The 23,035-nt window shown below is 66.7% G+C and carries 17 protein-coding genes; 12 read left to right on the top strand and 5 right to left on the bottom strand.

Annotated features, from left to right (window positions below; all coding sequences use genetic code 11):
• The first annotated feature begins 173 nt into the window (after positions 1 to 173).
• Both acnA and L8G49_RS17490 read left to right on the top strand, forming a co-directional pair.
• Complete coding sequence (gene acnA / locus L8G49_RS17495; protein WP_242187011.1) at positions 174 to 2,846, top strand: aconitate hydratase AcnA; 2,673 nt, start codon at positions 174 to 176, stop codon at positions 2,844 to 2,846.
• Between the two features lie 432 nt (positions 2,847 to 3,278).
• Positions 3,279 to 4,667 carry a short-chain fatty acyl-CoA regulator family protein gene (locus tag L8G49_RS17490; RefSeq protein ID WP_242187009.1) on the top strand — a complete coding sequence of 463 codons (1,389 nt, stop codon included), beginning with the start codon at positions 3,279 to 3,281 and terminating at the stop codon, positions 4,665 to 4,667.
• A gap of 167 nt (positions 4,668 to 4,834) precedes the next feature.
• On the opposite strand, the gene L8G49_RS17485 is transcribed toward L8G49_RS17490, so the two are convergent.
• On the bottom strand, positions 4,835 to 5,740 hold the full coding sequence (locus L8G49_RS17485) for an SDR family oxidoreductase (RefSeq protein ID WP_242187008.1): 906 nt from the start codon (positions 5,738 to 5,740) through the stop codon (positions 4,835 to 4,837).
• Between the two features lie 96 nt (positions 5,741 to 5,836).
• Between L8G49_RS17485 and L8G49_RS17480 the strand changes: the two genes are divergently transcribed.
• The 3 genes from L8G49_RS17480 (at position 5,837) to L8G49_RS17470 (ending at position 9,586) form a co-directional block, all read left to right on the top strand.
• Positions 5,837 to 6,682, top strand: coding sequence for a helix-turn-helix transcriptional regulator (locus L8G49_RS17480; protein WP_242187007.1), 846 nt, complete (start codon positions 5,837 to 5,839; stop codon positions 6,680 to 6,682).
• A gap of 320 nt (positions 6,683 to 7,002) precedes the next feature.
• Positions 7,003 to 8,598 carry an isocitrate lyase gene (locus tag L8G49_RS17475; RefSeq protein ID WP_242187006.1) on the top strand — a complete coding sequence of 532 codons (1,596 nt, stop codon included), beginning with the start codon at positions 7,003 to 7,005 and terminating at the stop codon, positions 8,596 to 8,598.
• Positions 8,599 to 8,767: 169 nt separating this feature from the next.
• Positions 8,768 to 9,586 (top strand): EF-hand domain-containing protein, encoded by an 819-nt coding sequence (locus L8G49_RS17470; RefSeq protein ID WP_242187005.1) that lies wholly within the window; start codon positions 8,768 to 8,770, stop codon positions 9,584 to 9,586.
• Between the two features lie 6 nt (positions 9,587 to 9,592).
• Here L8G49_RS17470 and L8G49_RS17465 read toward each other — a convergent pair whose 3' ends face one another.
• From L8G49_RS17465 to L8G49_RS17455, 3 genes are read right to left on the bottom strand one after another with little or no spacing between them, the layout of a single operon-like run.
• Positions 9,593 to 10,543: an aldo/keto reductase gene (locus L8G49_RS17465; protein ID WP_242187004.1), complete on the bottom strand. Its 951-nt coding sequence runs from the start codon at positions 10,541 to 10,543 to the stop codon at positions 9,593 to 9,595.
• Positions 10,540 to 10,749 carry a hypothetical protein gene (locus L8G49_RS17460; protein WP_242140014.1) on the bottom strand — a complete coding sequence of 70 codons (210 nt, stop codon included), beginning with the start codon at positions 10,747 to 10,749 and terminating at the stop codon, positions 10,540 to 10,542. The genes L8G49_RS17465 and L8G49_RS17460 overlap by 4 nt, the downstream gene beginning before the upstream one ends.
• Positions 10,749 to 11,117 carry a hypothetical protein gene (locus tag L8G49_RS17455; RefSeq protein WP_242140015.1) on the bottom strand — a complete coding sequence of 123 codons (369 nt, stop codon included), beginning with the start codon at positions 11,115 to 11,117 and terminating at the stop codon, positions 10,749 to 10,751. Before L8G49_RS17455 ends, L8G49_RS17460 begins: the two co-directional genes overlap by 1 nt.
• Positions 11,118 to 11,289: 172 nt before the next feature.
• On the opposite strand from L8G49_RS17455, the gene L8G49_RS17450 reads away from it, so the two are divergent.
• The 5 genes from L8G49_RS17450 (at position 11,290) to L8G49_RS17430 (ending at position 18,340) form a co-directional block, all read left to right on the top strand.
• Positions 11,290 to 12,258, top strand: coding sequence for a metalloregulator ArsR/SmtB family transcription factor (locus L8G49_RS17450; protein WP_242187003.1), 969 nt, complete (start codon positions 11,290 to 11,292; stop codon positions 12,256 to 12,258).
• Entirely contained in the window at positions 12,255 to 13,193 is a 939-nt protein-coding gene (metF, locus tag L8G49_RS17445) for a methylenetetrahydrofolate reductase [NAD(P)H] (RefSeq protein ID WP_242187002.1), read from the top strand. The genes L8G49_RS17450 and metF overlap by 4 nt, the downstream gene beginning before the upstream one ends.
• A 133-nt stretch (positions 13,194 to 13,326) precedes the next feature.
• Positions 13,327 to 14,373 carry a homocysteine S-methyltransferase family protein gene (locus tag L8G49_RS17440; protein ID WP_242187001.1) on the top strand — a complete coding sequence of 349 codons (1,047 nt, stop codon included), beginning with the start codon at positions 13,327 to 13,329 and terminating at the stop codon, positions 14,371 to 14,373.
• A gap of 151 nt (positions 14,374 to 14,524) precedes the next feature.
• Positions 14,525 to 17,236, top strand: coding sequence for a methionine synthase (gene metH / locus L8G49_RS17435; protein WP_242186999.1), 2,712 nt, complete (start codon positions 14,525 to 14,527; stop codon positions 17,234 to 17,236).
• Positions 17,237 to 17,395: 159 nt separating this feature from the next.
• Entirely contained in the window at positions 17,396 to 18,340 is a 945-nt protein-coding gene (locus L8G49_RS17430; protein WP_242186997.1) for a right-handed parallel beta-helix repeat-containing protein, read from the top strand.
• A 43-nt stretch (positions 18,341 to 18,383) separates the two neighbouring features.
• Here L8G49_RS17430 and L8G49_RS17425 read toward each other — a convergent pair whose 3' ends face one another.
• Positions 18,384 to 20,009 (bottom strand): alkaline phosphatase family protein, encoded by a 1,626-nt coding sequence (locus tag L8G49_RS17425; RefSeq protein ID WP_242187036.1) that lies wholly within the window; start codon positions 20,007 to 20,009, stop codon positions 18,384 to 18,386.
• 97 nt (positions 20,010 to 20,106) lie between these two features.
• On the opposite strand from L8G49_RS17425, the gene L8G49_RS17420 reads away from it, so the two are divergent.
• Together L8G49_RS17420 and bla are read left to right on the top strand one after the other, a co-directional pair.
• Positions 20,107 to 22,182: a thioredoxin family protein gene (locus L8G49_RS17420; RefSeq protein ID WP_242186996.1), complete on the top strand. Its 2,076-nt coding sequence runs from the start codon at positions 20,107 to 20,109 to the stop codon at positions 22,180 to 22,182.
• A complete protein-coding gene (bla, locus tag L8G49_RS17415) occupies positions 22,179 to 23,030 on the top strand; it encodes a subclass B3 metallo-beta-lactamase (RefSeq protein WP_242186994.1) in 852 nt (283 codons plus the stop codon). Before L8G49_RS17420 ends, bla begins: the two co-directional genes overlap by 4 nt.
• Positions 23,031 to 23,035 lie beyond the last annotated feature (5 nt).

Genomic DNA, 23,035 nt, shown 5'->3' with positions numbered 1-23,035 from the left:
TTACGCTTGTTCGTGCCCGAAGCGCGATTGGCAGACGTGCCCTTTCCCCGGCGATGCCCCCTTGCTAAGGGCTCCCTCGACTCTTGCATTCGCACAGTCGGTCGCGCCCGCGCGGAGCCCCCCGGTTCCGCCTCCCCGCCGCGGCCCGACGCAAAGGGAAGGACCCGCTGCACATGACCGCCATTGGCCAGGACACACTCGGCACGCGCACCACGCTCGACGTCGGTGGTACCTCGTATGACTATTTCAGCCTCGCCACCGCCGCCGAGAAGCTGGGCGACATCAGCCGCCTGCCGTTCTCGATGAAGGTGCTGCTCGAGAACCTTCTCCGTTTCGAGGATGGCGTCACCGTCACCACCGAGGATCTCCAGGCGATCATCGACTGGCAGCAGGAGCGCAAGTCCGACCGCGAAGTCCAGTATCGCCCCGCGCGCGTGCTGATGCAGGATTTCACGGGCGTGCCGTGCGTGGTCGATCTCGCGGCGATGCGCGATGCGATCACCAAGCTCGGCGGCGACGCGGTCAAGATCAACCCGCTCGTTCCGGTCCACCTCGTGATCGATCACTCGGTGATGGTCGACGAATTCGGCACGCCGCAGGCGTTCGAGGATAACGTCGAGCTCGAGTACAGCCGCAACAACGAACGCTACGAGTTCCTCAAGTGGGGCTCGAAGGCGCTCGACAATTTCAAGGTCGTCCCCCCCGGCACCGGCATCTGCCACCAGGTCAATCTCGAGAACATCGCGCAGGCGGTGTGGTCCTCGACCGCGCCCGACGGCAAGACGATCGCATACCCCGACACCTGCGTCGGCACCGACAGCCACACCACGATGGTCAACGGCCTCGGCGTGCTCGGCTGGGGCGTCGGCGGGATCGAGGCTGAGGCCGCGATGCTCGGGCAGCCGGTCTCGATGCTGATCCCTGAAGTCGTCGGCTTCAAGCTGACCGGCGAGCTCGCCGAGGGCATCACCGCGACCGATCTCGTGCTCACCGTCACCCAGATGCTGCGCGCGCGCGGCGTCGTCGGCCGGTTCGTCGAATTCTACGGCCCGGGCCTCGACGCGCTCAGCCTCGCGGATCGCGCGACGATCGCCAACATGGCGCCCGAATATGGCGCGACCTGCGGTTTCTTCCCGGTCGACGACGCCACGCTCGATTACATGCGCCTGACCGGCCGCAGCGAGGAGCAGATCGCGCTGACCGAGGCCTATGCCAAGGCACAGGGGATGTGGCGTCTGGCGGATGCGCCCGATCCCGTGTTCACCGACACGCTCGGCCTCGACATGGCGAATGTCGTGCCGTCGCTCGCCGGACCGAAGCGCCCGCAGGACAAGGTCATCCTCACCGAGGTCGACGACACGTTCAACGCCGATCTCGCCAAGGTCTATCACCACTCGACCGCCAAGCGCGTCCCGGTCGAAGGCCGTGACCATGACATCGGCGACGGCGACGTCGTGATCGCGGCGATCACGAGCTGCACCAACACCTCCAACCCGTCGGTGCTGGTCGCCGCGGGTCTGGTCGCGCGCAAGGCGAACGCGCTGGGCCTCAAGCCCAAGCCGTGGGTCAAGACCTCGCTTGCGCCGGGCTCGCAGGTCGTGACCGACTATCTCGACAAGGCAGGGCTCACGACCGATCTCAACGCGGTCGGCTTCAACCTCGTCGGCTATGGCTGCACCACCTGCATCGGCAACTCGGGGCCGCTCGCCCCGGCGATTTCGGCGGCGATCAACGGCAACGACATCGTCGCCGCCTCGGTCCTGTCGGGCAACCGCAACTTCGAAGGCCGCGTCTCGCCCGACGTGCGCGCGAACTTCCTCGCGTCGCCGCCGCTGGTCGTCGCCTATGCGCTCAAGGGCACGGTGACCGAGGACTTCACCACCACCCCGATCGGCCAGGCGACCGACGGCCATGACGTCTATCTCAAGGACATCTGGCCGACCAACGCCGAAGTCCGCGAAGTGATGGACGCGAACATCGATCGCGGCATGTTCCAGTCGCGCTATGCCAGCGTGTTCAAGGGCGATGCCAAGTGGCAGGCGATCGAGATCGAAGGGTCGGACACCTATGCGTGGCCCGCGAGCTCGACCTACATCGCCAACCCGCCGTATTTCGAGGGCATGTCGATGACCCCGGCACCCGTGCAGGACATCGTCGAGGCGCGTCCGCTCGCGATCCTCGGGGATTCGATCACGACCGACCACATTTCGCCGGCCGGCTCGATCAAGGCGGACAGCCCGGCAGGTGCGTGGCTGATGGAGCGGCAGGTTTCGCGCGCCGACTTCAATTCTTATGGCGCGCGGCGTGGCAACGACAATGTCATGGTCCGCGGCACCTTCGCCAACATCCGCATCAAGAACGAGATGGTCCCGGGCGTCGAGGGCGGCATGTCCTCGTACAAGGGCGAGACGATGCCGATCTACGACGCGGCGATGCGCTTCAAGGCGGATGGCGTTCCGATGATCGTCATCGCGGGCAAGGAATATGGCACCGGCTCGTCGCGTGACTGGGCCGCGAAGGGCACCAACCTGCTCGGCGTCCGCGTCGTCATCACCGAGAGCTTCGAGCGGATCCATCGCTCGAACCTCGTCGGCATGGGCGTGCTGCCGCTGCAGTTCGCCGAGGGCATCGACCGCAAGACGCTCAACCTCGACGGGTCGGAGAGCTTCACGATCATGAAGGTCTCGGAAATCCGTCCGCGTCAGGACGTCGAAGTGACGATGACCCGCGCCGACGGCACGGTAGAGACGTTCATGACGCGCTGCCGGATCGATACCGTCAACGAGCTGGAATATTTCCTCAACGGCGGCATCCTGCAGTACGTGCTGCGCAAGCTGGCGGCGTAAGCGGGGGCGGGCGGGCTTCGGCCCGCCGGTTCTATGGAAATAAAGAAGGGGCGGGGAAACCTGCCCCTTTTTTGCGTGTGCCAGGTAAGACCGTTCTCAACGCGACCGCTACCCCGGCGAAGGCCGGGGCCCAGCAGTGGGCCATCGATCCTCCCGCGCTGCGTTAGCTTCCTCGACCTTCGCTACTGGGCCCCGGCCTTCGCCGGGGTGGCGTCAAACGAGGTCTGGCGTGGCACCCCCCAGAAACGGGAAATGCCCGCCACGCTTGCGCGTGGCGGGCATCCTTTCCTCCCCAGGAAACTTTCTTGAGCCGTCCCTAGAGCTTAGCATCCGAAGGCGCACCGCAGGATCGGCGATCCGCACGGTCATCTTGTAACGTTCGTCGGTCAAGTGTACGTCGGGTTGTAAAGTCTTGACTTACAGGAGCGTGCCATGGCCGATCGCAAGCTGTTTGCAGGGCATGCCGTCCGCAGATTGCGACGCAGCGCCGGCCTGACCCAAGCCGCCATGGCCGAGGTGCTCACGATCTCGCCGAGCTACCTCAACCTGGTCGAGAAGAACCAGCGGCCCTTGTCGGCAACCTTGCTCGTCAAGCTTGCCGAGACGTTCGATTTTGATCCCCGCGCGCTGGCGGCCGGGGAGCCGGGCGGCGGGGAGGCGGCGCTGCGGCGCCGGCTGGCGGATCCGATGTTCGCCGATCTGGAAATCGACCGCAACGAAATCGAGGAATGGCTCGCCGGGGCCCCTGGCGGCGCGGAGGCGTTCGCACGCGCGTTCGACCGGATCGGCGTCGGCGGGGGCGGCGAGGAGTCCGCCGCGCTCGACCCGATGGGAGAAGTGCGGCGCGAAATCGAACGGTGGCGCGGGCATTTCGCCGATCTCGATGCCGCCGCCGAGGCGCTGGCGGACGAACTGCGCATGGGGGCAGGCGACCTGTATGGCGCGATTGCCGAGCGGCTCCGGATCAAGCATCAGCTGACGATCCGCGTCCTGCCGGTCGATGTCATGCCCGACCTGCTCCGCCGTACCGACCTGCACGCCCGGCAAGTGCAGCTGTCGGAAACGCTCGACCCTGCCAGCCGGACCTTCGCGGTCGCGGTCCAGCTTGCGCAGATCGAGGCGCGCGACGAAATCGACGCGCTCGCCAAGGGCGCGGGCTTTGCAGATCGCGCGGCAGAGCGACTGTACCGGCGGCATCTCGCCAATTATTATGCCGCCGCACTGATGATGCCCTACGCCCGCTTCCTGCGCGCGTGCGAGGCGACCGGCTATGACATCGAGCTGCTTCAGCGGCGGTTCGGCGCGGGGTTCGAACAGGTCGCGCACCGGTTCACCGCGCTGCAACGCGTCGGCGCGCGCGGATTGCCGTTCTTCCTGGTCCGGATCGATCGGGCGGGGCAGGCGTCGAAGCGATTTTCGGGTGCGAGCGGCTCGCCACTGGCGGAAGCCGAGGCACGGTGTCCCTTGTGGCGGTTGCATGGGGCGTTCGATCGGCCGGGGACACTGGCGGTCCAGCTGGTGGCCTTGGAGGATGGCTCCCGCTGGCTGACGATCGCGCGGACGGTGACGCCGCAGGGGCGGCGCTACGGCGCAGTGCCGGCGGAGTTCGTCGTCGGGATCGGGGTCGCTGCGGCGCATGCAGGATCGTTGGCGGTCGCGCGCGGGGTCGACCTGACCGGCGAAGCGACCCCGATTGGGCTGGGCTGTCGCGCCTGCGGACGCGGGCAATGCCCGCAGCGATCGCTCCCGCCCGCAGGCCGCGCGCTGATCGTCAACGAACGCGAGCGCGGGGTCAGCGGGTTCGCCTTCGGCGGCGACTGACGCGGCAAGCGGCCGCGCGCTGCATCCCGCTTTCGCCGAAAACGTGGCGAAGCCGTGCCTTTGCATAGTCTTGCGAATGCAGGGGCAAGATACCGGTAGAAAGCGAACCGGCCTGTATCCAACCCCCGCCCATTGGCCGGCGTGCTCCAGCGGCCACATGTTCGGCGCTACGCAGGAACCTCGATCGGCGCATACACCATCGCCTCGAGGTCGGTGATCAACCCGGGACCGGTCGGATCCCAGCCCAGTTGCGCGCGCGTCCAGTCGCTGGACGCCGGCATGTCGAGCGCCGCGAACATCGCAAACCATCCGAAATGCCCGGGCGCCTCTTCCGGGGAGAGGGATACTGTTGGGAGACCCAGGCCCGCGGCGACGACTTCGGCGATCGCGCGGGCGGAGATACCCTGCTCGGCGACCGCATGATAGCGCGCGCCCATCGTGCCGTGATCGAGAACGAGTGCGTAGAGCTTCGCCACGTCGAGGACATGCGCGGCCGGCCACCGGTTGGCCCCGTCGCCGACATACGCCACCACCCCCTTGTCGCGTGCGATGTCGATGTACGGCGAAATCAATCCCTGCCTGACGGTATCGTGGACCTGCGGGAGCCGCATTACGCGGACATCGACGCCCGCTTCGAGCAGGGCATTGCCGGTCTGCTCCGACGCGATCCGCGGGTTGGGATGTTCGGGATTGAACAGCGCTTCGATGGCCAGGCGTCCGGGACCGGCATCCCCGATCCCCGTCCCGGAGGTGATGATCAGCGGCCGCGCCGAACCGCGGAGCGCTTCTCCCAACGCGCCGATCGCATGGCGATCCTTCTCGCAATTCTGGACGAAGTTGCTGAATGTGTGATCGAACGCGGTGTGGATCACCGCGTCGGCCTGCTCTGCGCCCGCGCGCAGGCTGGCGGGATCCTCCAGCGTGCCATGATGGGGCGTGGCACCGGCTTCGATCAGTCGGTCGGCCCCGGCGTCGGACCGGGTCAGTCCCAGCACCTGATGCCCGGCCGCCAGGAGTTCGGGAACGATCCGCGCCCCGATGAAGCCGGTCGCACCTGTCAGAAATACGCGCATCGATTGTCTCCGTGTTGTCCGGGGACGGACTTCGCGCTACTCGAGATCCTGTAAAAGTAGTGATCGTATCATGGTATAACCTGCAACAGGATCGAGATGTCGATGGAGACGGATAATCCGCTCGGAACGTTCCTGCGCGATCGCCGGTCGCGCATGGACCCGGTGGCGTTCGGGTTCGGCGGCGGACGTCGCCGCACGCCCGGCCTGCGGCGGGAGGAAGTTGCGCAACGCGCCAACATCTCGCCGACCTGGTACACCTGGCTCGAGCAGGGCAGAGGCGGCGCGCCGTCTGCGGACGTCTTGAGCCGCCTCGCCGCCGGACTGATGCTGACCGAGCCGGAACGCGAGCACCTTTTCATCCTCGGGCTCGGGCGCCTGCCGGAGGCGACGTACAAGACCTCGGGCGAAGTGACGCCGCGGTTGCAACGGGTGCTGGACGCGATGCCGTTCAGCCCTGCCATCATCAAGACAGCGACCTGGGATGTCGTCGCCTGGAACGCGGCGGCGGCAATGGTGTTGACCGACTATGGCAAGCTGCCGCGTGAGCAGCGCAATATCCTGCGGTTGATGTTCACCAACCCCGGGATGAAGGCGGCGCAGGAGGATTGGCGCAGCGTTGCCCGGTATGTCGTCGGATCGTTCCGCGCGGATGCCGCCCGCGCCGGCGCGGGGGCGGAAATCGCGACGCTGGTCGAGGAACTGTCCCGGCTCAGTCCGGAGTTCGAGTCGCTCTGGCGCGATAACCATGTGGCCGGTCATGCGGACGGACTGAAGCGGCTTCACCATCCCGAGCACGGCTTGCTCGAGCTCGAATTCTCGGCGCTCGCAGTGGATGGGCGGCCCGAGCTGGGGGTCATTATCTATAATCCCGCGACGCCGGAGACGGCCGGACGCATCCAGTCGCTGATGATGCGTCGGGCTGATCCGTCTCCCGCGGATTGAACGGGAAGCCACGTTTAACGGCGACACTGGGGTGCTGCGGGCCATGTCCTACAGGGCGAGCATCTGGTATCCCGGTCCGATCCGCCGGAAACGGGCGCGGCAGGGCGATTTCCAGAGGCAGGGCGGTGCGCGGCCGGAAACGCGTTTCGCCTAACTTTCCCCTAACTTTCCGCCTGCCAGTAGAATGTAAATAACTTCACAAGTTTACATGTCGAATGGCTTGAGGTTGACCGAGTAACCTCGGCAATGGCCGAATATGCGCATCAATTCCTGTAAAGATCGGTATTTTGGCGAAATCGCTACACCACTGGGGCATTCGCATGACGTATCAATCCAGCATCGCGCACGCAGACTCGTTGATCCGTGGGCAGCACGGCACCTGGGACGGGATTTCGGCCGAGTCCGTCGCGCGGATGAAGCTCCAGAATCGCTTCCAGACCGGTCTCGACATAGCCCGGTACACTGCGGGGATCATGCGGCACGATATGGCGGCCTATGATGCGGATCCGGCCAAGTACACCCAGTCGCTCGGCTGCTGGCACGGGTTCATCGGCCAGCAGAAGATGATCAGCGTCAAGAAGCACTTCGGCTCGACCGAGCGCCGCTACCTCTATCTGTCGGGCTGGATGGTCGCGGCCTTGCGCAGCGAGTTCGGCCCGCTGCCGGACCAGTCGATGCACGAGAAGACCAGCGTCCCCGCGCTGATCGAGGAGCTTTACACGTTCCTGCGCCAGGCCGATGCCCGCGAGCTCGGGATGATGTTCCGCGAGATTGATGCCGCGCGTGCGTCGGGCAATGCGATCGAGGAACAGCGCCTGCTCAACGCGGTCGAGAATTACCAGACGCATGTCGTTCCGATCATTGCCGATATCGATGCGGGCTTCGGCAATGCCGAGGCGACCTATCTGCTCGCCAAGAAGATGATCGAGGCAGGCGCCTGCGCGCTCCAGATCGAGAATCAGGTCAGTGACGAAAAGCAGTGCGGCCATCAGGACGGCAAGGTCACCGTGCCGCACGAGGACTTCCTCGCGAAGGTCCGTGCATGTCGCTACGCCTTCCTCGAGCTGGGCGTGGACGATGGCATCATCGTCACGCGCACCGACTCGCTCGGCGCGGGGCTGACCAAGCAGATCGCCGTGTCGAAGGAACCGGGCGACCTCGGCGACCAGTATAACAGCTTCCTCGATTGCGAGGAGATCGACCCGTCAACCGCCCGCAACGGCGACGTCATCCTCAACCGCGACGGCAAGTTGCTGCGGCCCAAGCGGCTGCCCTCCAACCTGTTCCAGTTCCGCGCCGGGTCGGGCGAGGATCGCTGCGTGCTCGACTGCATCACCTCACTCCAGCACGGCGCGGACCTGTTGTGGATCGAGACCGAGAAGCCGCACATCGAGCAGATCGCGGGCATGGTCGACCGGATCAGGGAGGTCATCCCAAACGCAAAGCTGGTCTACAACAACTCGCCATCGTTCAACTGGACGCTCAACTTCCGCCAGCAGGTGTTCGACGCGTGGAGCACGGACGGGCGCGACGTCTCGGCGTACGACCGGGCGAAGCTGATGTCGGTCGATTACGACGGCACCGAGCTGGCGGACGAGGCGGACGAGCGGATCCGGACGTTCCAGCGCGATGCCGCGGCGCGGGCGGGGATCTTCCATCACCTCATCACGCTGCCGACCTATCACACCGCGGCGCTGTCGACCGACAATCTCGCCAAGGCGTATTTCGGCGAGGCGGGGATGCTCGGCTATGTGAAGGGCGTCCAGCGTAAGGAGATCCGCGAGGGGATCGCCTGTGTGAAGCACCAGAACATGTCGGGCAGCGACATCGGCGACGACCACAAAGAGTATTTCGCGGGCGAGGCGGCGCTCAAGGCGGGCGGCGCGCACAACACGATGAACCAGTTCGCGGCCTGACCGCGGAAGGCTACGAGCTGCAGCGCCCGGGACGGTTGTCCCGGGCGTTCGCGGGCAGGCTGGTCGCAACACCAGACCATTTCGGCGCATCGCTTCTGGCCCGGGCTTGCCGCGATCCGAAAACACGCGCTGGCGAAACGCTTCTGCCTGCCTGCTGCGTGGTGAACCGATGCGCGTCCTGACCTTGGCCCTGATCCTCGCTGGACTATCGCTCGGCCGGGAGGCCGGGCATGCGCAGGACCGGCCCACCGGAGCGCCGCAGGCTGGAGCTGGCGTCGATGCCGACCGACCCCACGTCGGGCGCCAGATGGGGCGGCTGTTCATCAGTCCGATGGGGGAGCCGTTCCGCGCACCCGCAGGAGGCAGGAACCCGATCGACGTCTGGTTCGACCAGGCCGACACCAACCATGACGGTGCGCTGACGGATGCGGAATTCGATGCCGATGCCGCACGGTTCTTCGCCATTCTGGACCGCGGTCATGACGGGGAGATCGATCCCGACGACATCGAAGTGTATGAGGACAGGATCGTTCCCGAAGTCCGCGTCGGCGGCGGTGGCGGCGGCGTGCGTGCCGCCGGATCGCACGGTCGGGGCGGCGGCGGGGGACGGCGTGGTGGTGGCGGCGGTGGCTTTGGCGGCGGGGGGCGTCGTAGTGGCGGCGACAATCGTGGCAGCGAGGGCGGCGATAGTGCGGCGCCGAGCCAGCCGGCCTATGACTCCGTACGGCAAGGCGCGGCGCGTTACGGCTTCTTCGACTATCCCGAGCCGATTACCGTGGCCGATACAGATTTCAATCGCGGCATCTCGCCCAAGGAATTCGAGGCAGCGGCGGACAGTCGGTTCGCGGTGCTCGACAAGAATGGCGACGGCCGGGTCACGCGCGCCGAACTGCCCCGCTTCGATCCCCCCGCCGCCGCGCTCGCTCCCCCGAGCCGGCGACCGATGGAACGACCGCATCGCGACGAGGATCGCGACCCGGACGGTTGATCCGGGTCAGGCGCCGGCTTCGGTAAGCCGGTCCAGTTGCTCGACGCTGAGGGTCAGGGTGATCGCGCCCAGCAGGTCCTCGACCTGTGCGACACTGGTGGCGCTGGCGATCGGCGCGGTGACGGCCGGCTGTTCCTTGAGCCATGCCAGTGCGATCTGTGCGAGGCTCGCTCCCGTTTCCTCCGCAACCGTATCCATCGCAGCCAGCACGGCTGGTCCGGTCCCGTCCAGAAAAGCCTGCATCCGACCGCCGCGCACGCTCTTGCCAAAATCGTCCGCGCTGCGATATTTGCCGGTCAGGAACCCGGAAGCGAGGCCGTAATAGGGCACCGCACCGATGTTGTTCTCGACGCAATAGGATTGCAGCTCGCCTTCGAACTTGCTGCGGCTGACGAGGTTATATTCGGGCTGGAGCACGTGAAAATGCGGCAGCCCGTGCGCCCGCGCGGCATCGTTGGCGGACTTCAGGCGCTTGGCATGGAAGTTCGACGCACCGAGCGCGCGGACCTTGCCCGCGTCGACCAGCTTGCCGAACGCAGTGAGCACCTCTTCCTGCGGGACCGACTCGTCGTCCTGATGCGCGAAATAGAGATCGATCGTCTCGATCCCGAGCCGTTGCAACGATGCCTCGCAGGCCGCGGCGATCCGCGCTGGCGCCAGCTTCTCGCCACCCTCGCCGGGGAGCATCCCGACCTTGGTCGCGATCTGGACCTTGTCGCGCTTGCCGCTCTGCTTCAGCCATGCGCCGATCACGCTCTCGGATTCGCCGCCTTTATGCCCGGGCACCCAGGCGGAATAGGCGTCGGCCGTGTCGATCATCGTCCCGCCGCCCGCGACGAAGGCGTCGAGCACCGCAAAGCTGGTGTCCCGGTCGGCGGTCCAGCCGAACACGTTGCCGCCCAGCACGAGCGGTGCGATGCGGAGGTCGGTGGCGCCGAGGCGGCGTAGGTCGGTCATTGGCTCTGTGCTCCGGAATCGTTGTCTTCGCCGCCCTCGTCATCGGGGACGATCTCGGCGGCGTTCATGTCTTCGCTGTTCGCATCGCGCGAGACAGCAGCGGCGTTGGAGGCCGCATCTTCGCCGGATGGCGTACCGGGGACGGACGATCCGCCGCCCGAGCACGCCGTCACCAGCAGCGCGGCCAGGACGATGGCCGCGCGCATCAGTTCTCGAGCTCGTTGCCAATGTCCTTTGCTGCCGCCCCGGCGCGATGCTTGGCGCGGTCCGCCTTTTCGCCGACCCGGTCGGCGGCATCGTCCGCCTTTTCCCCGAACCGGTCGGCGGCGCGGTCAGCCTTGTCGCCGAGGTTGGCGGTCTTGTTGCTCAGCGTGTCGCCAAATTTGTCCATCCGATCGGCCGCCGCGCCCAGCGCCGCATCGGTGTCGTCCCGCGCCTTGCGCGCGGTCTGGTTGACGTCGCCCGCGATCGAGTTCGCCGCTTCGGACGTGTCGTTCTGCGCCTTTTCGCTGCAGGCGGACATGCCGAACGCCGCAAGAGCAAGCATTGGAACGAGGGCGAGTTTGTAGGTCATGAATGGCTCCCGTGGGGTTCGAGGGGAAGGTACCTACCCGCATAAACCCGCGCAACCGCGCAAAGGTCCGTATTGCGGCGGCGCAGGAAGCCGGGGGTTCGGAAGACAAATGTCCCCAGGCCCGCGCACGTCGTTGACCCCATATAAAGATATCTTTATATGTCTGCCGGACATGACCATCGCCCTCGACATATTCCGCGCCCTGGCGGACGCGACGCGCCTGCGGATCGTAGCGTTGCTGCGGACCATGGAGCTATCGGTCGGCGAGCTTGCACAGGTGCTCGGGCAAAGCCAGCCGCGGGTGTCGCGACACGTCAAGATCCTGTGCGACGCGGGCCTGGCCGAACGGCGCAAGGAAGGCAGCTGGGTGTTCGTCGCGCTGGGGGCTGGGGCGACCGTCGGACCGGTTGTGGCGGCGCTCGACCATTGGGCGACGCTGTCGCCCGATCATTGGGCGGTGGCGGATGCGGCGCGGCTTGCGGCGGTGCGGGCGGATCGGGCGGCGTCGGCGGCGAGCTGGTTCGAGGCGAATGCCGGGCAGTGGGATGCGATCCGCTCGCTGCACATCGCCGAGAGCGAGGTCGAGGCGGCCATCTCCGCGGTACTCGGCGATACGGCGATCGGCCAGTTGATCGACATCGGTACCGGCACCGGCCGGATGCTCGAACTTTTCGCCGGGCGCGCGCAGCAGGCGCTCGGGATCGATCGTTCGTCCGAAATGCTGCGACTGGCGCGCGCGAAACTGTCCGAGCGCGGGCTGACCAATACCGAGCTGCGCCAGGCCGATCTCTACGCGCTGCCGCTTGCCGATGGCGCGGCGGACGTCGCGATCGTCCACCACGTGCTCCACTTCGCGCAACAGCCAGACGCGGCGATCGCCGAGGCGGCGCGGGTGCTGACGACGGGTGGCCGCCTGCTGATCGCCGATTTCGCCGCGCACGACCGCGAGGAACTGCGCGCGCAGGACGGGCATACGCGGCTCGGCTTCGCGGACGAGCAGATGGCGACGTGGTTCGCGGCGGCTGGGTTGATCCCCGAGCGGACCGAGACGCTGATGGGGGGCGAACTGACGGTCAAATTGTGGCTCGCGCGCAAGCGCGATGCGACGCGTTCCGGAATACGAGAGGCGATGGCGGCATGACGATTTCGGTAAACCAGCTCGAGGAGGCGCGGCGCGCGCTCGAAGCGCCGCTGTTCGCGGATCTTGCGGGTGATGCGGCGGTATCGTTCGAATTCTTCCCGCCCAAGACCGAGAAGATGGAAGAGGCGCTATGGGAGACTGTGCGCACACTCGAACCCTTCGCGCCCGAGTTCGTCTCGGTGACGTACGGCGCTGGCGGGACGACGCGCGACCGGACGCATGCGACCGTCGCGCGGATCGAACGCGAGACGAGCATGCCCGCGGCGGCGCACCTGACCTGCGTCGAGGCGTCACGCGGCGAGATCGACGAGATCGCCGAGCAATATTGGGCGGCAGGGGTGCGGCATATCGTGGCCCTTCGCGGGGATGCGCCGGGGGCGGGCGGCTTTGTCCCGCATGCCGATGGCTATACCAATGCGGCGGATCTGGTGGCGGGGCTCAAGCGGCTCCATCCATTCGAGATTTCGGTCGCGGCCTATCCCGAATGCCATCCGGACTCGAAGGGCCACAGCGACGATCTCGACAATCTCAAGCGCAAGCTCGATGCGGGCGCGACACGCGGGATCACGCAATTCTTCTTCGAACCCGAGACCTTCTTCCGTTTTCGCGATCGTGCGGCGGCGGCGGGGATCGATGCGCCGATGGTGCCGGGGATCATGCCGGTCACCAATTTCCAGAGCATCGTGAAGATGTCCGCGCTGTGCGGCACCGAGGTTCCGGCGTGGATGGGGCGGTTGTTCGAGGGGCTCGAGGATCATGCGGGTGCGCGCGGGCTGATCGCGGCCACGCTGGCGGCCGAACTGTGCCGCAAGCTCTATGCGGGCGACGTGCGGAATTTCCATTTCTACACGCTCAACCGTGCCGAACTGAGCTTCGCGATCTGCCATTTGCTGGGGCTGCGGGCGAAGACCGCGGCGAAAGCAGCGGCGGCGTGAATCGTCAAAGCCCCTCCCCCTCGGGGGAGGGGTTGGGGTGGGGCCGTGCAGCAGAACGCGTTCTCTGCGAGGCACTTCCCCACCCCCAACCCCTCCCCTGAAGGGGAGGGGCTTTAGATAGTGGACCTGTAGTATGACGATCCGTGAAACATTCCTTGCCGAGGCGGCCAAGCGCATCCTCATCACCGACGGCGCATTCGGGACCGAGATCCAGAACTGGAAGCTGTCCGAGGCGGACTATGCCGGCGATCTGGGTCTCTCGAAGGACCAGAAGGGCAATAACGACATTCTCGCGCTGACCAAGCGCGAAGTGCCCGAGGCGATCCACCGTGCTTATTTCGAGGCAGGCGCGGACATCGCCGAGACCAACACCTTCTCGGCCAATCGCATCAGTCAGGCCGATTACGCCGCCGAGCATCTGGTGCGCGAAATCAACGTCGAGAGCGCCAGGCTCGCGCGGTCGATCGCGGACGAATATCAGGCGAAGGACGGCCGCCCGCGCTTTGTCGCAGGCGCGATCGGGCCGACCAACAAAACGCTGTCGCTCAGCCCCGACGTCAACGACCCCGGCTTCCGCGAGATCGACTTCGATTATCTGAAGGGCGTGTACCGCGAGCAGACCGACGCGCTGATCGAGGGCGGGGCGGACTTCATCCTGGTCGAGACGGTGTTCGATACGCTCAACGCCAAGGCCGCAATCATGGCGTCGCTGGAGGCGGGCGAGGCGCTGGCACGCGACGTGCCGATCATGCTGTCGATGACGCTGACCGATCTGTCCGGGCGCAACCTGTCGGGGCATACGGTCGAGGCGTTCTGGCACGCGGTGCGCCACGCCAAGCCGGTGACGATCGGGCTCAACTGCTCGTTCGGCGCGGAGCAGTTGCGGCCGCATGTGCGGACGCTCTCCGATATCTGCGATACGCTGATCATGGTCTATCCCAATGCGGGGCTGCCCAATGAACTCGGCGAATATGACGAAGCGCCGCACACCACCGCCGGCCTTGTCGGCGAATGGGCGCAGGCGGGGCAAGTCAACGTGCTCGGCGGCTGCTGCGGATCGACGCCGGCGCACATCAAGGCGATTGCGGACGGGGTGCGCGGGCTGACGCCGCGCGCGCTGCCGGTGCCGCCGGTGGTGACGCGGCTTGCCGGGCTCGAGCCGATGACGATGGCGGCGTGATCTTTTCTCCCTCTCCCCGCTTGCGGGGAGAGGGTGGCCGAGCGCAGCGAGGTCGGGAGAGGGGCAGTATCGAGCGCCACCTCTTCCCACTGCCCCTCTCCCCGACCCTCTCCCCGCAAGCGGGGAGAGGGAGAAGAAGAACGAAACCATTATGACCACCTCCACCGCCAATTTCGTCAACATCGGTGAGCGCACCAACGTCACCGGCTCGGCGCGCTTCAAGAAGCTGATCATGGCGGGGGATTATCCCGCCGCGGTCGAGGTCGCGCGGCAGCAGGTCGAGAGCGGTGCGCAGGTGCTCGACGTCAACATGGACGAGGGCCTGCTCGACGCCGAATATGCGATGGTTACCTTCCTCAAGCTGATCGCCGCCGAGCCCGACATCGCGCGCATCCCGTTCATGGTCGACAGTTCGAAATGGTCGGTGATCGAGGCGGGGCTCAAGTGCGTCAGCGGCAAGCCGATCGTCAATTCGATCAGCATGAAGGAAGGCGAGGAGCAGTTCCTGACGCAGGCCAGGAAGGTCATGCAATACGGCGCGGCGGTCGTCGTGATGGCGTTCGACACGGTCGGGCAGGCCGACACGCGCGCGCGCAAGCTCGAGATCTGTGGCCGCGCCTATGATCTGCTGATGGGGATCGGCTTTCCCCCTGAGGACATCATCTTTGATCCCAACATCTTCGCGGTCGCGACGGGGATCGAGGAGCATAACAATTATGCGGTCGACTTCATCGAGGCGTGCCGCGACATCAAGGCGCGCTGCCCGCACGCGCATATCTCGGGGGGGCTGTCGAACCTGTCGTTCAGCTTCCGCGGCAACGAGCCGGTGCGCCGCGCGATGCATTCGGTGTTCCTCTATTATGCGATCCCCGCCGGGCTCGACATGGCGATCGTCAATGCGGGGCAGCTCGACATCTACGACCAGATCGACCCGAAGCTGCGGCAGGCGTGCGAGGACGTCATCCTCAACACCGACGACGGCGCGACCGAGCGGCTGATCGCGCTCGCCGAGAGTTTCAAGGGCACCGATGCGGTCGCCGAGAAGGCGGCGGCGGAATGGCGCGGACTGCCGGTCGACAAGCGGCTCGAATATGCGCTCGTCAAGGGCATCGACATGCACGTCGTCGAGGACACCGAGGAAGCGCGCCAGGCGATCTTCGACAAGGGCGGTCGCCCGATCGAAGTGATCGAAGGCCCGCTGATGGACGGGATGAACGTCGTCGGCGACCTGTTCGGATCGGGCAAGATGTTCCTGCCGCAGGTGGTGAAATCGGCGCGCGTGATGAAGAAGGCGGTCGCACATCTGCTCCCCTTCATCGAGGCGGCGAAGGAGCCCGGCGCGCGCGGCAAGGGCAAGATCATCATGGCGACCGTCAAGGGCGACGTGCATGACATCGGCAAGAACATCGTCGGCGTGGTGCTCCAGTGCAACGGCTTCGACGTGGTCGACATGGGGGTGATGGTGCCCTGGTCGGACATTCTGAAGGCCGCGAACGAGAATGACGCCGACATGATCGGGCTTTCGGGGCTGATCACGCCGTCGTTGGACGAGATGGTGACGGTCGCCGAGGAAATGCAGCGGGCGGGCATGACGATGCCTTTGCTGATCGGCGGGGCGACGACGTCGAAGGTCCACACCGCTTTGCGGATCGCGCCCGCGTATAAGGGGCCGGTGGTGCATGTGCTCGACGCGAGCCGCGCGGTTGGCGTTGCGTCGACCTTGGTGAGCGACACGATCCGCGACGAGTTCGTCCAGAAGACGTCGGATGAATATGAAGCGGTGCGCGTCGCGCGTGCGAACAAGGGGCAGAGCGAGCTCGTCCCGATCGAAGTTGCGCGGGCGAATGGGTTCGTGGCCGACATGGCGTTGAAGCCCGCCGCGCCGGTGCAGCCGGGCGTGCATGTGTTCGATGACTGGGATCTGGCGGATCTGCGCGAGCTGATCGACTGGACGCCGTTCTTCCGGGCGTGGGAGCTGGCGGGGAATTATCCGGCGATTCTGGATGACGAGATCGTTGGGGAGAGCGCGCGGAATTTGTTCGAGGATGCGCAGGCGATGCTCGACCGTATCATTGCGGAGAAGTGGCTGACGGCCAAGGGTGTGGCTGGGTTGTGGCCGTGCCGTAGGGAAGGGGATGATGTGGTCATCTCGCTTAAGCCCCTCCCCTTCAGGGGAGGGGTTGGGGGTGGGGCCGTGCCTGCTTCCGACGGTGTGTCTGCTGAACTGCCCCACCCCAACCCCTCCCCTGAAGGGGAGGGGCTAGAGGAAGTTCGTATGCCATTCCTCCGCCAGCAGATCGCCAAGCGCGAGGGGCGCGCGAACATGTGCCTCACCGACTTCATCGACCCGGCAGGCGACTGGATCGGCGGGTTCGCGGTCACCACGGGGCACGGGATCGACGCGCATCTGAAGCGGTTCAAGGCGGATAACGACGATTACTCGGACATCCTCCTCAAGGCGCTCGCCGACCGTCTCGCCGAGGCGTTCGCCGAGCGGCTGCACCAGCATGTCCGAACGACGCTATGGGGCTATGCCGAGGGCGAGCAGCTTACCAACGAGGCGCTGATCCGCGAGCAATATCGCGGCATCCGCCCCGCACCTGGCTATCCCGCGTGCCCGGACCATAGCGAGAAGCCGATGTTGTTCGAGCTGCTCGATGCGACCGCGGCGACGGGCATCACGCTGACCGACAGCTTCGCGATGCTGCCGACTGCGGCGGTGTCGGGCTTCTACTTCGGGCACCCGCAGGCGGAGTATTTCGGCGTAGCGCGGGTAGGGCCCGACCAGTTGCATGACTATGCGACGCGGCGCGGGGTGGATCTGGCGACCGCGACGCGCTGGTTGCGGCCGAACCTGGACTAGCGCTGGAGGGCTGCCGGCGACGCTTCGCGTGGGGGCGCGGCATCGGGTTCGCCCGAACGAGCACCGCCTGTCCCAGCGCGAGACGTGGCGCGATCAACCGGCTTGCGGTGGCGTGCCAGTGCGGCAAGCCGGATGCGTCGTTCGTGATGGAGTCCCCTGATGCGCCGTTTCGCCCCGCTGCTGGTCCTGACGCTTGCCGTGCCCGCTGCCATGCCCGCCGTCGCCGCGCCCAGGGCCGCACCGTTCACGATCGTGGAAACCGGGCAGGGTTTCGACACGATCGATGCCGCGGTGCAATCGGTGCGGATGGGCACCGCGACGATCCTGATCGCGCCGGGCGTCTATCATCAATGCACGGTGCAGGCCGGCGGCGTCATCACCTTCAAGGCGGCGACGCCAGGTAGTGTGATCTTCGAGGGCACGACCTGCGAGGGCAAGGCGGCGTTCGTGCTGCGCGGACAGGGATCGGTCGTCGACGGGATCGTGTTCCGCAAGATGCGCGTCGCGGATGGCAATGGCGCGGGGATCCGTACCGAGATCGGCGATCTGACGGTGCGCAACGCGACGTTTCTCGACAGCCAGGAGGGGATCCTCGGCGGGCATCCGTCGCGCCAGACGATCGTGATCGACCATTCGAGCTTCGCGGGGCTTGGGCAATGCGACCAGTCGACCGACTGCGCGCACGCGATTTACCTTGCCAACCAGGGCAGCGTCACGATCACCCGGTCGCGCTTCGAACGCGGCACCGGCGGGCATTACGTCAAGCTGCGCGTCCCGCACGTGACGATCACCGACGACAGCTTCGACGACACGCAGGGCACCAGGACCAACTACATGATCGACCTGCCGGAAGGCGCGACCGGGCTGATCGCGGGTAACACCTTCGTCCAGGGTCGCAACAAGGAGAATTGGACCGGCTTCGTCGTGGTGGGCGCCGAGGCCAGGACCTATCCGTCGGCCGGCCTGCGGGTCGAGGCAAACGACGCGCGGCTGGCGCCGGGGGAGACGCGCAGCCCTGCTTTCGTGGCGGACTATAGCCGCGCCAGGCTGGTCATGGCGGCCAACCGGCTCGGTCCTGGCGTGCGCGCGTTCGAGACGCGCTGACGGCGCGGGACCACCGCCAGCGCCGCCCTTCCGGCATGCGCCGCTAGCGGCAGGGTGCGCCCGCACGGGCGAGATCGAGGCACTTCCCGTCGACCTTGGGCGCGACCAGCGTCAGCCCGATCTGGCGGGCCAGCGTCGGCGCGATGTCGACCGTCTCGATGCTGCCGGGATGCTCGAACCCGGTCATCCCCTTGCGCCAGAACAGGATCGGTACGCGGCGGTCATAGTCGTACGGGCTGCCGTGCGTCGCGACATAGCCCTTGGTCGGATCGGGAATCGGCGTCACGCGGGGCTTGAGGAAGACGATCAGCTCGCCCGAACGCCCGACCTTGTACGATGCCCGGGCACGCTGGATCATCGACCATTTCTCCGGCGGTCCCTTGGGCGCAGGCGTGGCCACGATCTGCGCGGCGGTGAACACTTCGGCAACCTGCGGGTTCGCCTTGTAATAGGCGACCGCTGCGTCCTGCACCGCGCGCCGCTGCGCGAGCGTGATGTCGCGCGCGAGATAGACGTCGCCATTGGGGATGTCGCCGAACAGCACCGGCTTGGCGATCCCGAGCTTCGCCGCGATCTCCCTGCCCACGATCAACGGCGCCAGCGCGATCTTGGCGCGCTGGGCATCGGGCAGCCCGGCGTCGACTTCGCGTTCGGGAATGTCGTTGCCGCCGTGGTCGGCGGTCAGCACCAGCTCATAATCGACGCCGGTCCGGTCGAGCACGTCGAAGAACGAGCCGAGCGTCGCATCGAGCTGCTGGAGCTGGATGCACATTTCGGCGCCTTCGGTGCCGTAGGTATGGCCGATGTAATCGGTCGCGGAGGCACCGACGTCGATGATGTCGGTCGTATCGCCCTGGCCGAGCTTCATGTCCTGGACCAGCCCGGCAGCCAGCGCGACGACTGCGCCGTCGAAGGCGGGGGAGGCGCGGAAGGCGCTGGCATTGCCAGCATCGCGCGCGAAATGTCCTGCGCCGACCGTCTTGCCCGCGCCGAGCGGGATCGCGCGGTCGTGTGGCTTGCAGATCTCTGGAACGTCGAGCGCCGCCTGCGGGGCGGCGATCCGTGCCGTGATCGCGGCATTGGCGCGGGCGACGACGGGTGGCGTAGCGCGACCGGCGTAGCTGACCATCGCCTTGCCGTTCCACCACCAGAGCTCGTCGACGGTATGGCCGCCCATCATCACCGCGGCGCGATCCTTGCCCGCAACCGACACGACCCGCACCCGGGGGTTGGCGGCCTTCATCCGCTCGCCCAGCGTGGGCACAAGCAGATGCTTGTCGGACACGGTGTAGTTGCCGTCATGCGTGGTGCCGGGGATGGTTTCGTCCTCCGCGCAATACACCGTCTTGTCGGCGCGCGCGACCGAGAGGTCGATCCAGTTGTTCGCGATGATACCGGTGTGCTCGGGCCGGAAGCCGGTCAGGATGGTCGAGTGGCCCGGGCAGGTTTCGGTCGCGGCGTGGCTCTGATACCCGCTCGGGAAGACCGCGCCCTTCTGCAGACGCGCGAGGCCGCCGGTAAACGATCCGCGATATTCACCGAACAGGTCTGCCGAGAACTGATCGACCGAGATCACGACGATCAGCTTGGGCGGAGTTGCAGCGGCACCCCGTGCCGGCGCATTCTGCGCGGCGAGCGGTGCGCCCGCCAGGGACAGAGCGATCGCCAGGATGGACGCGGTTCGTTTCACGACGGATTCTCCGAATTGGACGGCGGGCAGACTTCGCCGCTATGGCCCGAGGGTTCGGGCTCGACAAGGACGTGCGATGCGCTGGTTTCATGACGTTGTGGTTACGCTATTCGCGCTGTTGCTCGTGGGAAGCGCGGCGCAGGCTCAGGCGGCGACGCTGGATCCCGCGGGCGCGGGCACGCATCTGAAGATCACGCTGGTCGCCGAGAGCGATCGGCCGATGGCGGGCACGAGCGTGACCCTCGCGCTGGCAAGTGTCCCGGCGCCGGGATGGCACGGCTATTGGCAGAATCCCGGCGATGCGGGCTTCCCGGCAAAGCTCGACTGGACACTGCCCAAGGGAGCGAGCGCGAGCGAGCCTGCCTATCCCGTTCCGGGAACCCTGATCGTCGCGGACCTGATGAACTACGTGTTCGAGCGTCCCTATGCGCCGCTGGTCACGCTGAAAATCCCGGCCGGGCTGGCGGTCGGAACGCCGCTGCCGGTGCGGTTGAAGACCAATTACCTCGTCTGCTCGGCCGAAGTCTGCGTTCCCGAATCGGCGGATCTATCGATCGACCTGGTCGTCGGCGACGGTACGATCACGCCGCAGGCTCGCGCACGGTTCGACGCGTGGCGGCGTGCGGTGCCGAAACCGCTCGACGCACGCGCGACCTATCAGACCGGGAACGGCCGGATCCGCATCGCAGTGCCGTATCCGGCGGGCGCGGCGCTGACGAAGGCCTATTTCTACCCGATCACCACCGGGATGATCGATTATGCCGCGGCGCAGACGGTGACGCAGGACGGCGACCGGATCCTGATCGAAACCAAGGCGGCGACAACGCCGGCGGCTGCCGGCACCGCATTGCAGGGCGTCCTGCAGATCGGGGCGCGGCAAGGGCTCGTCGTCACCGCCGCGGCGGGTACGGTGGCCGCATCGCACACGGCGCCGGCGTCGGGGCAATCGCTCGGCGGCGCGAGCGTCGCGACCGCGACGCTCCTTGCCTTTGCCGGGGCGGTGCTCGGTGGATTGATTCTGAACATCATGCCCTGCGTCTTCCCGATCCTCAGTCTGAAGGCGCTGAGCCTGGCGCGGGGCCATCTCGACGAACGCGCCGCGCGGCACGAGGCGCTGGCCTATGCCGCGGGCGTGATCGCGGTCTGCGTCGCCCTCGGCGGGGCGATCCTGGCGTTGCGTGCCGGGGGGACGGCGGTCGGCTGGGCGTTCCAGTTGCAGGATCCGCGGGCGATCGTCGTGCTGTTGCTGCTGACCGTCGCGCTCGCGCTCAACCTGAGCGGGCTGTTCGAAATCCCGACACCCGCCTTCGTCAACCGCAGCGGGGGCGCGGGCGGGGCATTCGCGACCGGCGCGCTCGCGGCGTTCATTGCAACGCCCTGCACCGGGCCATTCATGGGGGCGGCACTGGGGGCGGCCCTGGTGCTGCCGTGGGCGGCGGCGCTGGCGGTATTCGCCGGACTGGGGATCGGGCTGGCGCTGCCATTCCTAGCGCTTGGGTTCATACCTGCATTGCGGCGGCGGCTGCCGAAGCCGGGGCTGTGGATGGAGACGTTCCGGCGGATCCTGGCAATCCCGATGTGGCTGACCGCCATCGCGCTGGCCTGGGTGCTCGGGCATGAGGCGGGGGTCAATGGCATGGCGATCGGTCTGGTCGTGGCTTTCGGGATGGCGGTGCTGCTGTGGATCGCGGGCGCGCGGCAGGCGAGGGGCCTTGCGATCGGCGTGGTGCTCAGCGCGCTACTACTGGCGACCGTCGTGGCCGGGACGTGGCTGATCGCTGGGCAGCACCCGGATGCCATCGGCGCACCCGCACTCGCGCCCGGCGGGGCGGAACCGTTTAGCGAGGCGCGGCTGGCCGCGTTGCAAAAGGAAGGACGGCCGGTCTTCGTTTATTTCACCGCCGACTGGTGCCTGACCTGCAAGGTCAACGAGAAGATCGCGATCGAGACCGATGCTACCCGCAAGGCATTTGCCGATCACAAGGTCGCGGTCCTGATCGGAGACTGGACCAACGGCGATCCGATGATGGGGCGTTTCATCGAGGCGCATAATCGCGCAGGCGTTCCGCTGTACCTCTATTATGCCCCGGGCGTCGCCGAGCCACGCGTCTTGCCGCAAGTGCTGACCTCTGCGATGCTGGCCGGATTATGAAACCCTGGATCCTCGCAGCGCTTTGCGCGCCGATGCTGCTGCTGACGACCGCCGCAATCGACGTGCCGCCGTCCTGGTCGCAACCGATCAAGCCGTTCAAGGTGGCGGGACCGATCTGGTACGTCGGTACGCGCGGGCTGGCGGTCTATGCGATCGTCGCGCGGGAAGGCACGATCCTCGTCAGCGGCCCGATGGCGAAGGAGGCGGGGCAGGTCGAACGCAACCTGGTCGCGATCGGCGTTCAGCCGCGACAGGTAAAATGGATTCTCAACTCGCACGCGCATTTCGACCATGCCGCCGCCTTTGCCGAATTGCGGCGATGGAGCGGGGCAAGGGTGGTGTCGTCCGCCGGGGATGCGACCGCGCTCCGGCGTGGACGGCATGAGGCCGACAACGACAACGGCTTTACCCGTTTCCCCTCGGTTGCGGTCGATCGGGTCGTCGGCGACGGCGAACAGGTTCGCGTCGGCCGGATCGCGATCACCGCGGTGTTGACGCCGGGCCATACCCCCGGCTGCACCACCTGGTCGCTCCCCATTGTGGACGGCGGGCGGTCGCTGCAGGTCGTGTTCCCGTGCAGCATCACGGTCGCGGGCAATCATCTCGTCAACAACCGGGCCTATCCGGGGATCGACAGCGACTATCGCCACAGTTTCGATCGATTGGCCGCGTTGCATGCCGACATCGTCCTGCCGATGCATCCCGAGATCGCGGACGTTCTGGAACGTGCAGCCCGGCCGGATGACGGCGATGCGCAGGCGTTCGTAGACCCGACGATCCTCCCCGGGATCGTCGCGGCGGCCCGGACGGACTATGCCGCTGCATTGGATACGCAACGCAAGCGCTGATCCAC

Source organism: Sphingomonas sp. CARO-RG-8B-R24-01, from assembly GCF_022662295.1.
Classification (GTDB): domain Bacteria; phylum Pseudomonadota; class Alphaproteobacteria; order Sphingomonadales; family Sphingomonadaceae; genus Sphingomonas.
The sequence above is the reverse complement of the archived record's forward strand: the minus strand, read 5'-3'. Positions and strand labels throughout refer to the sequence as shown.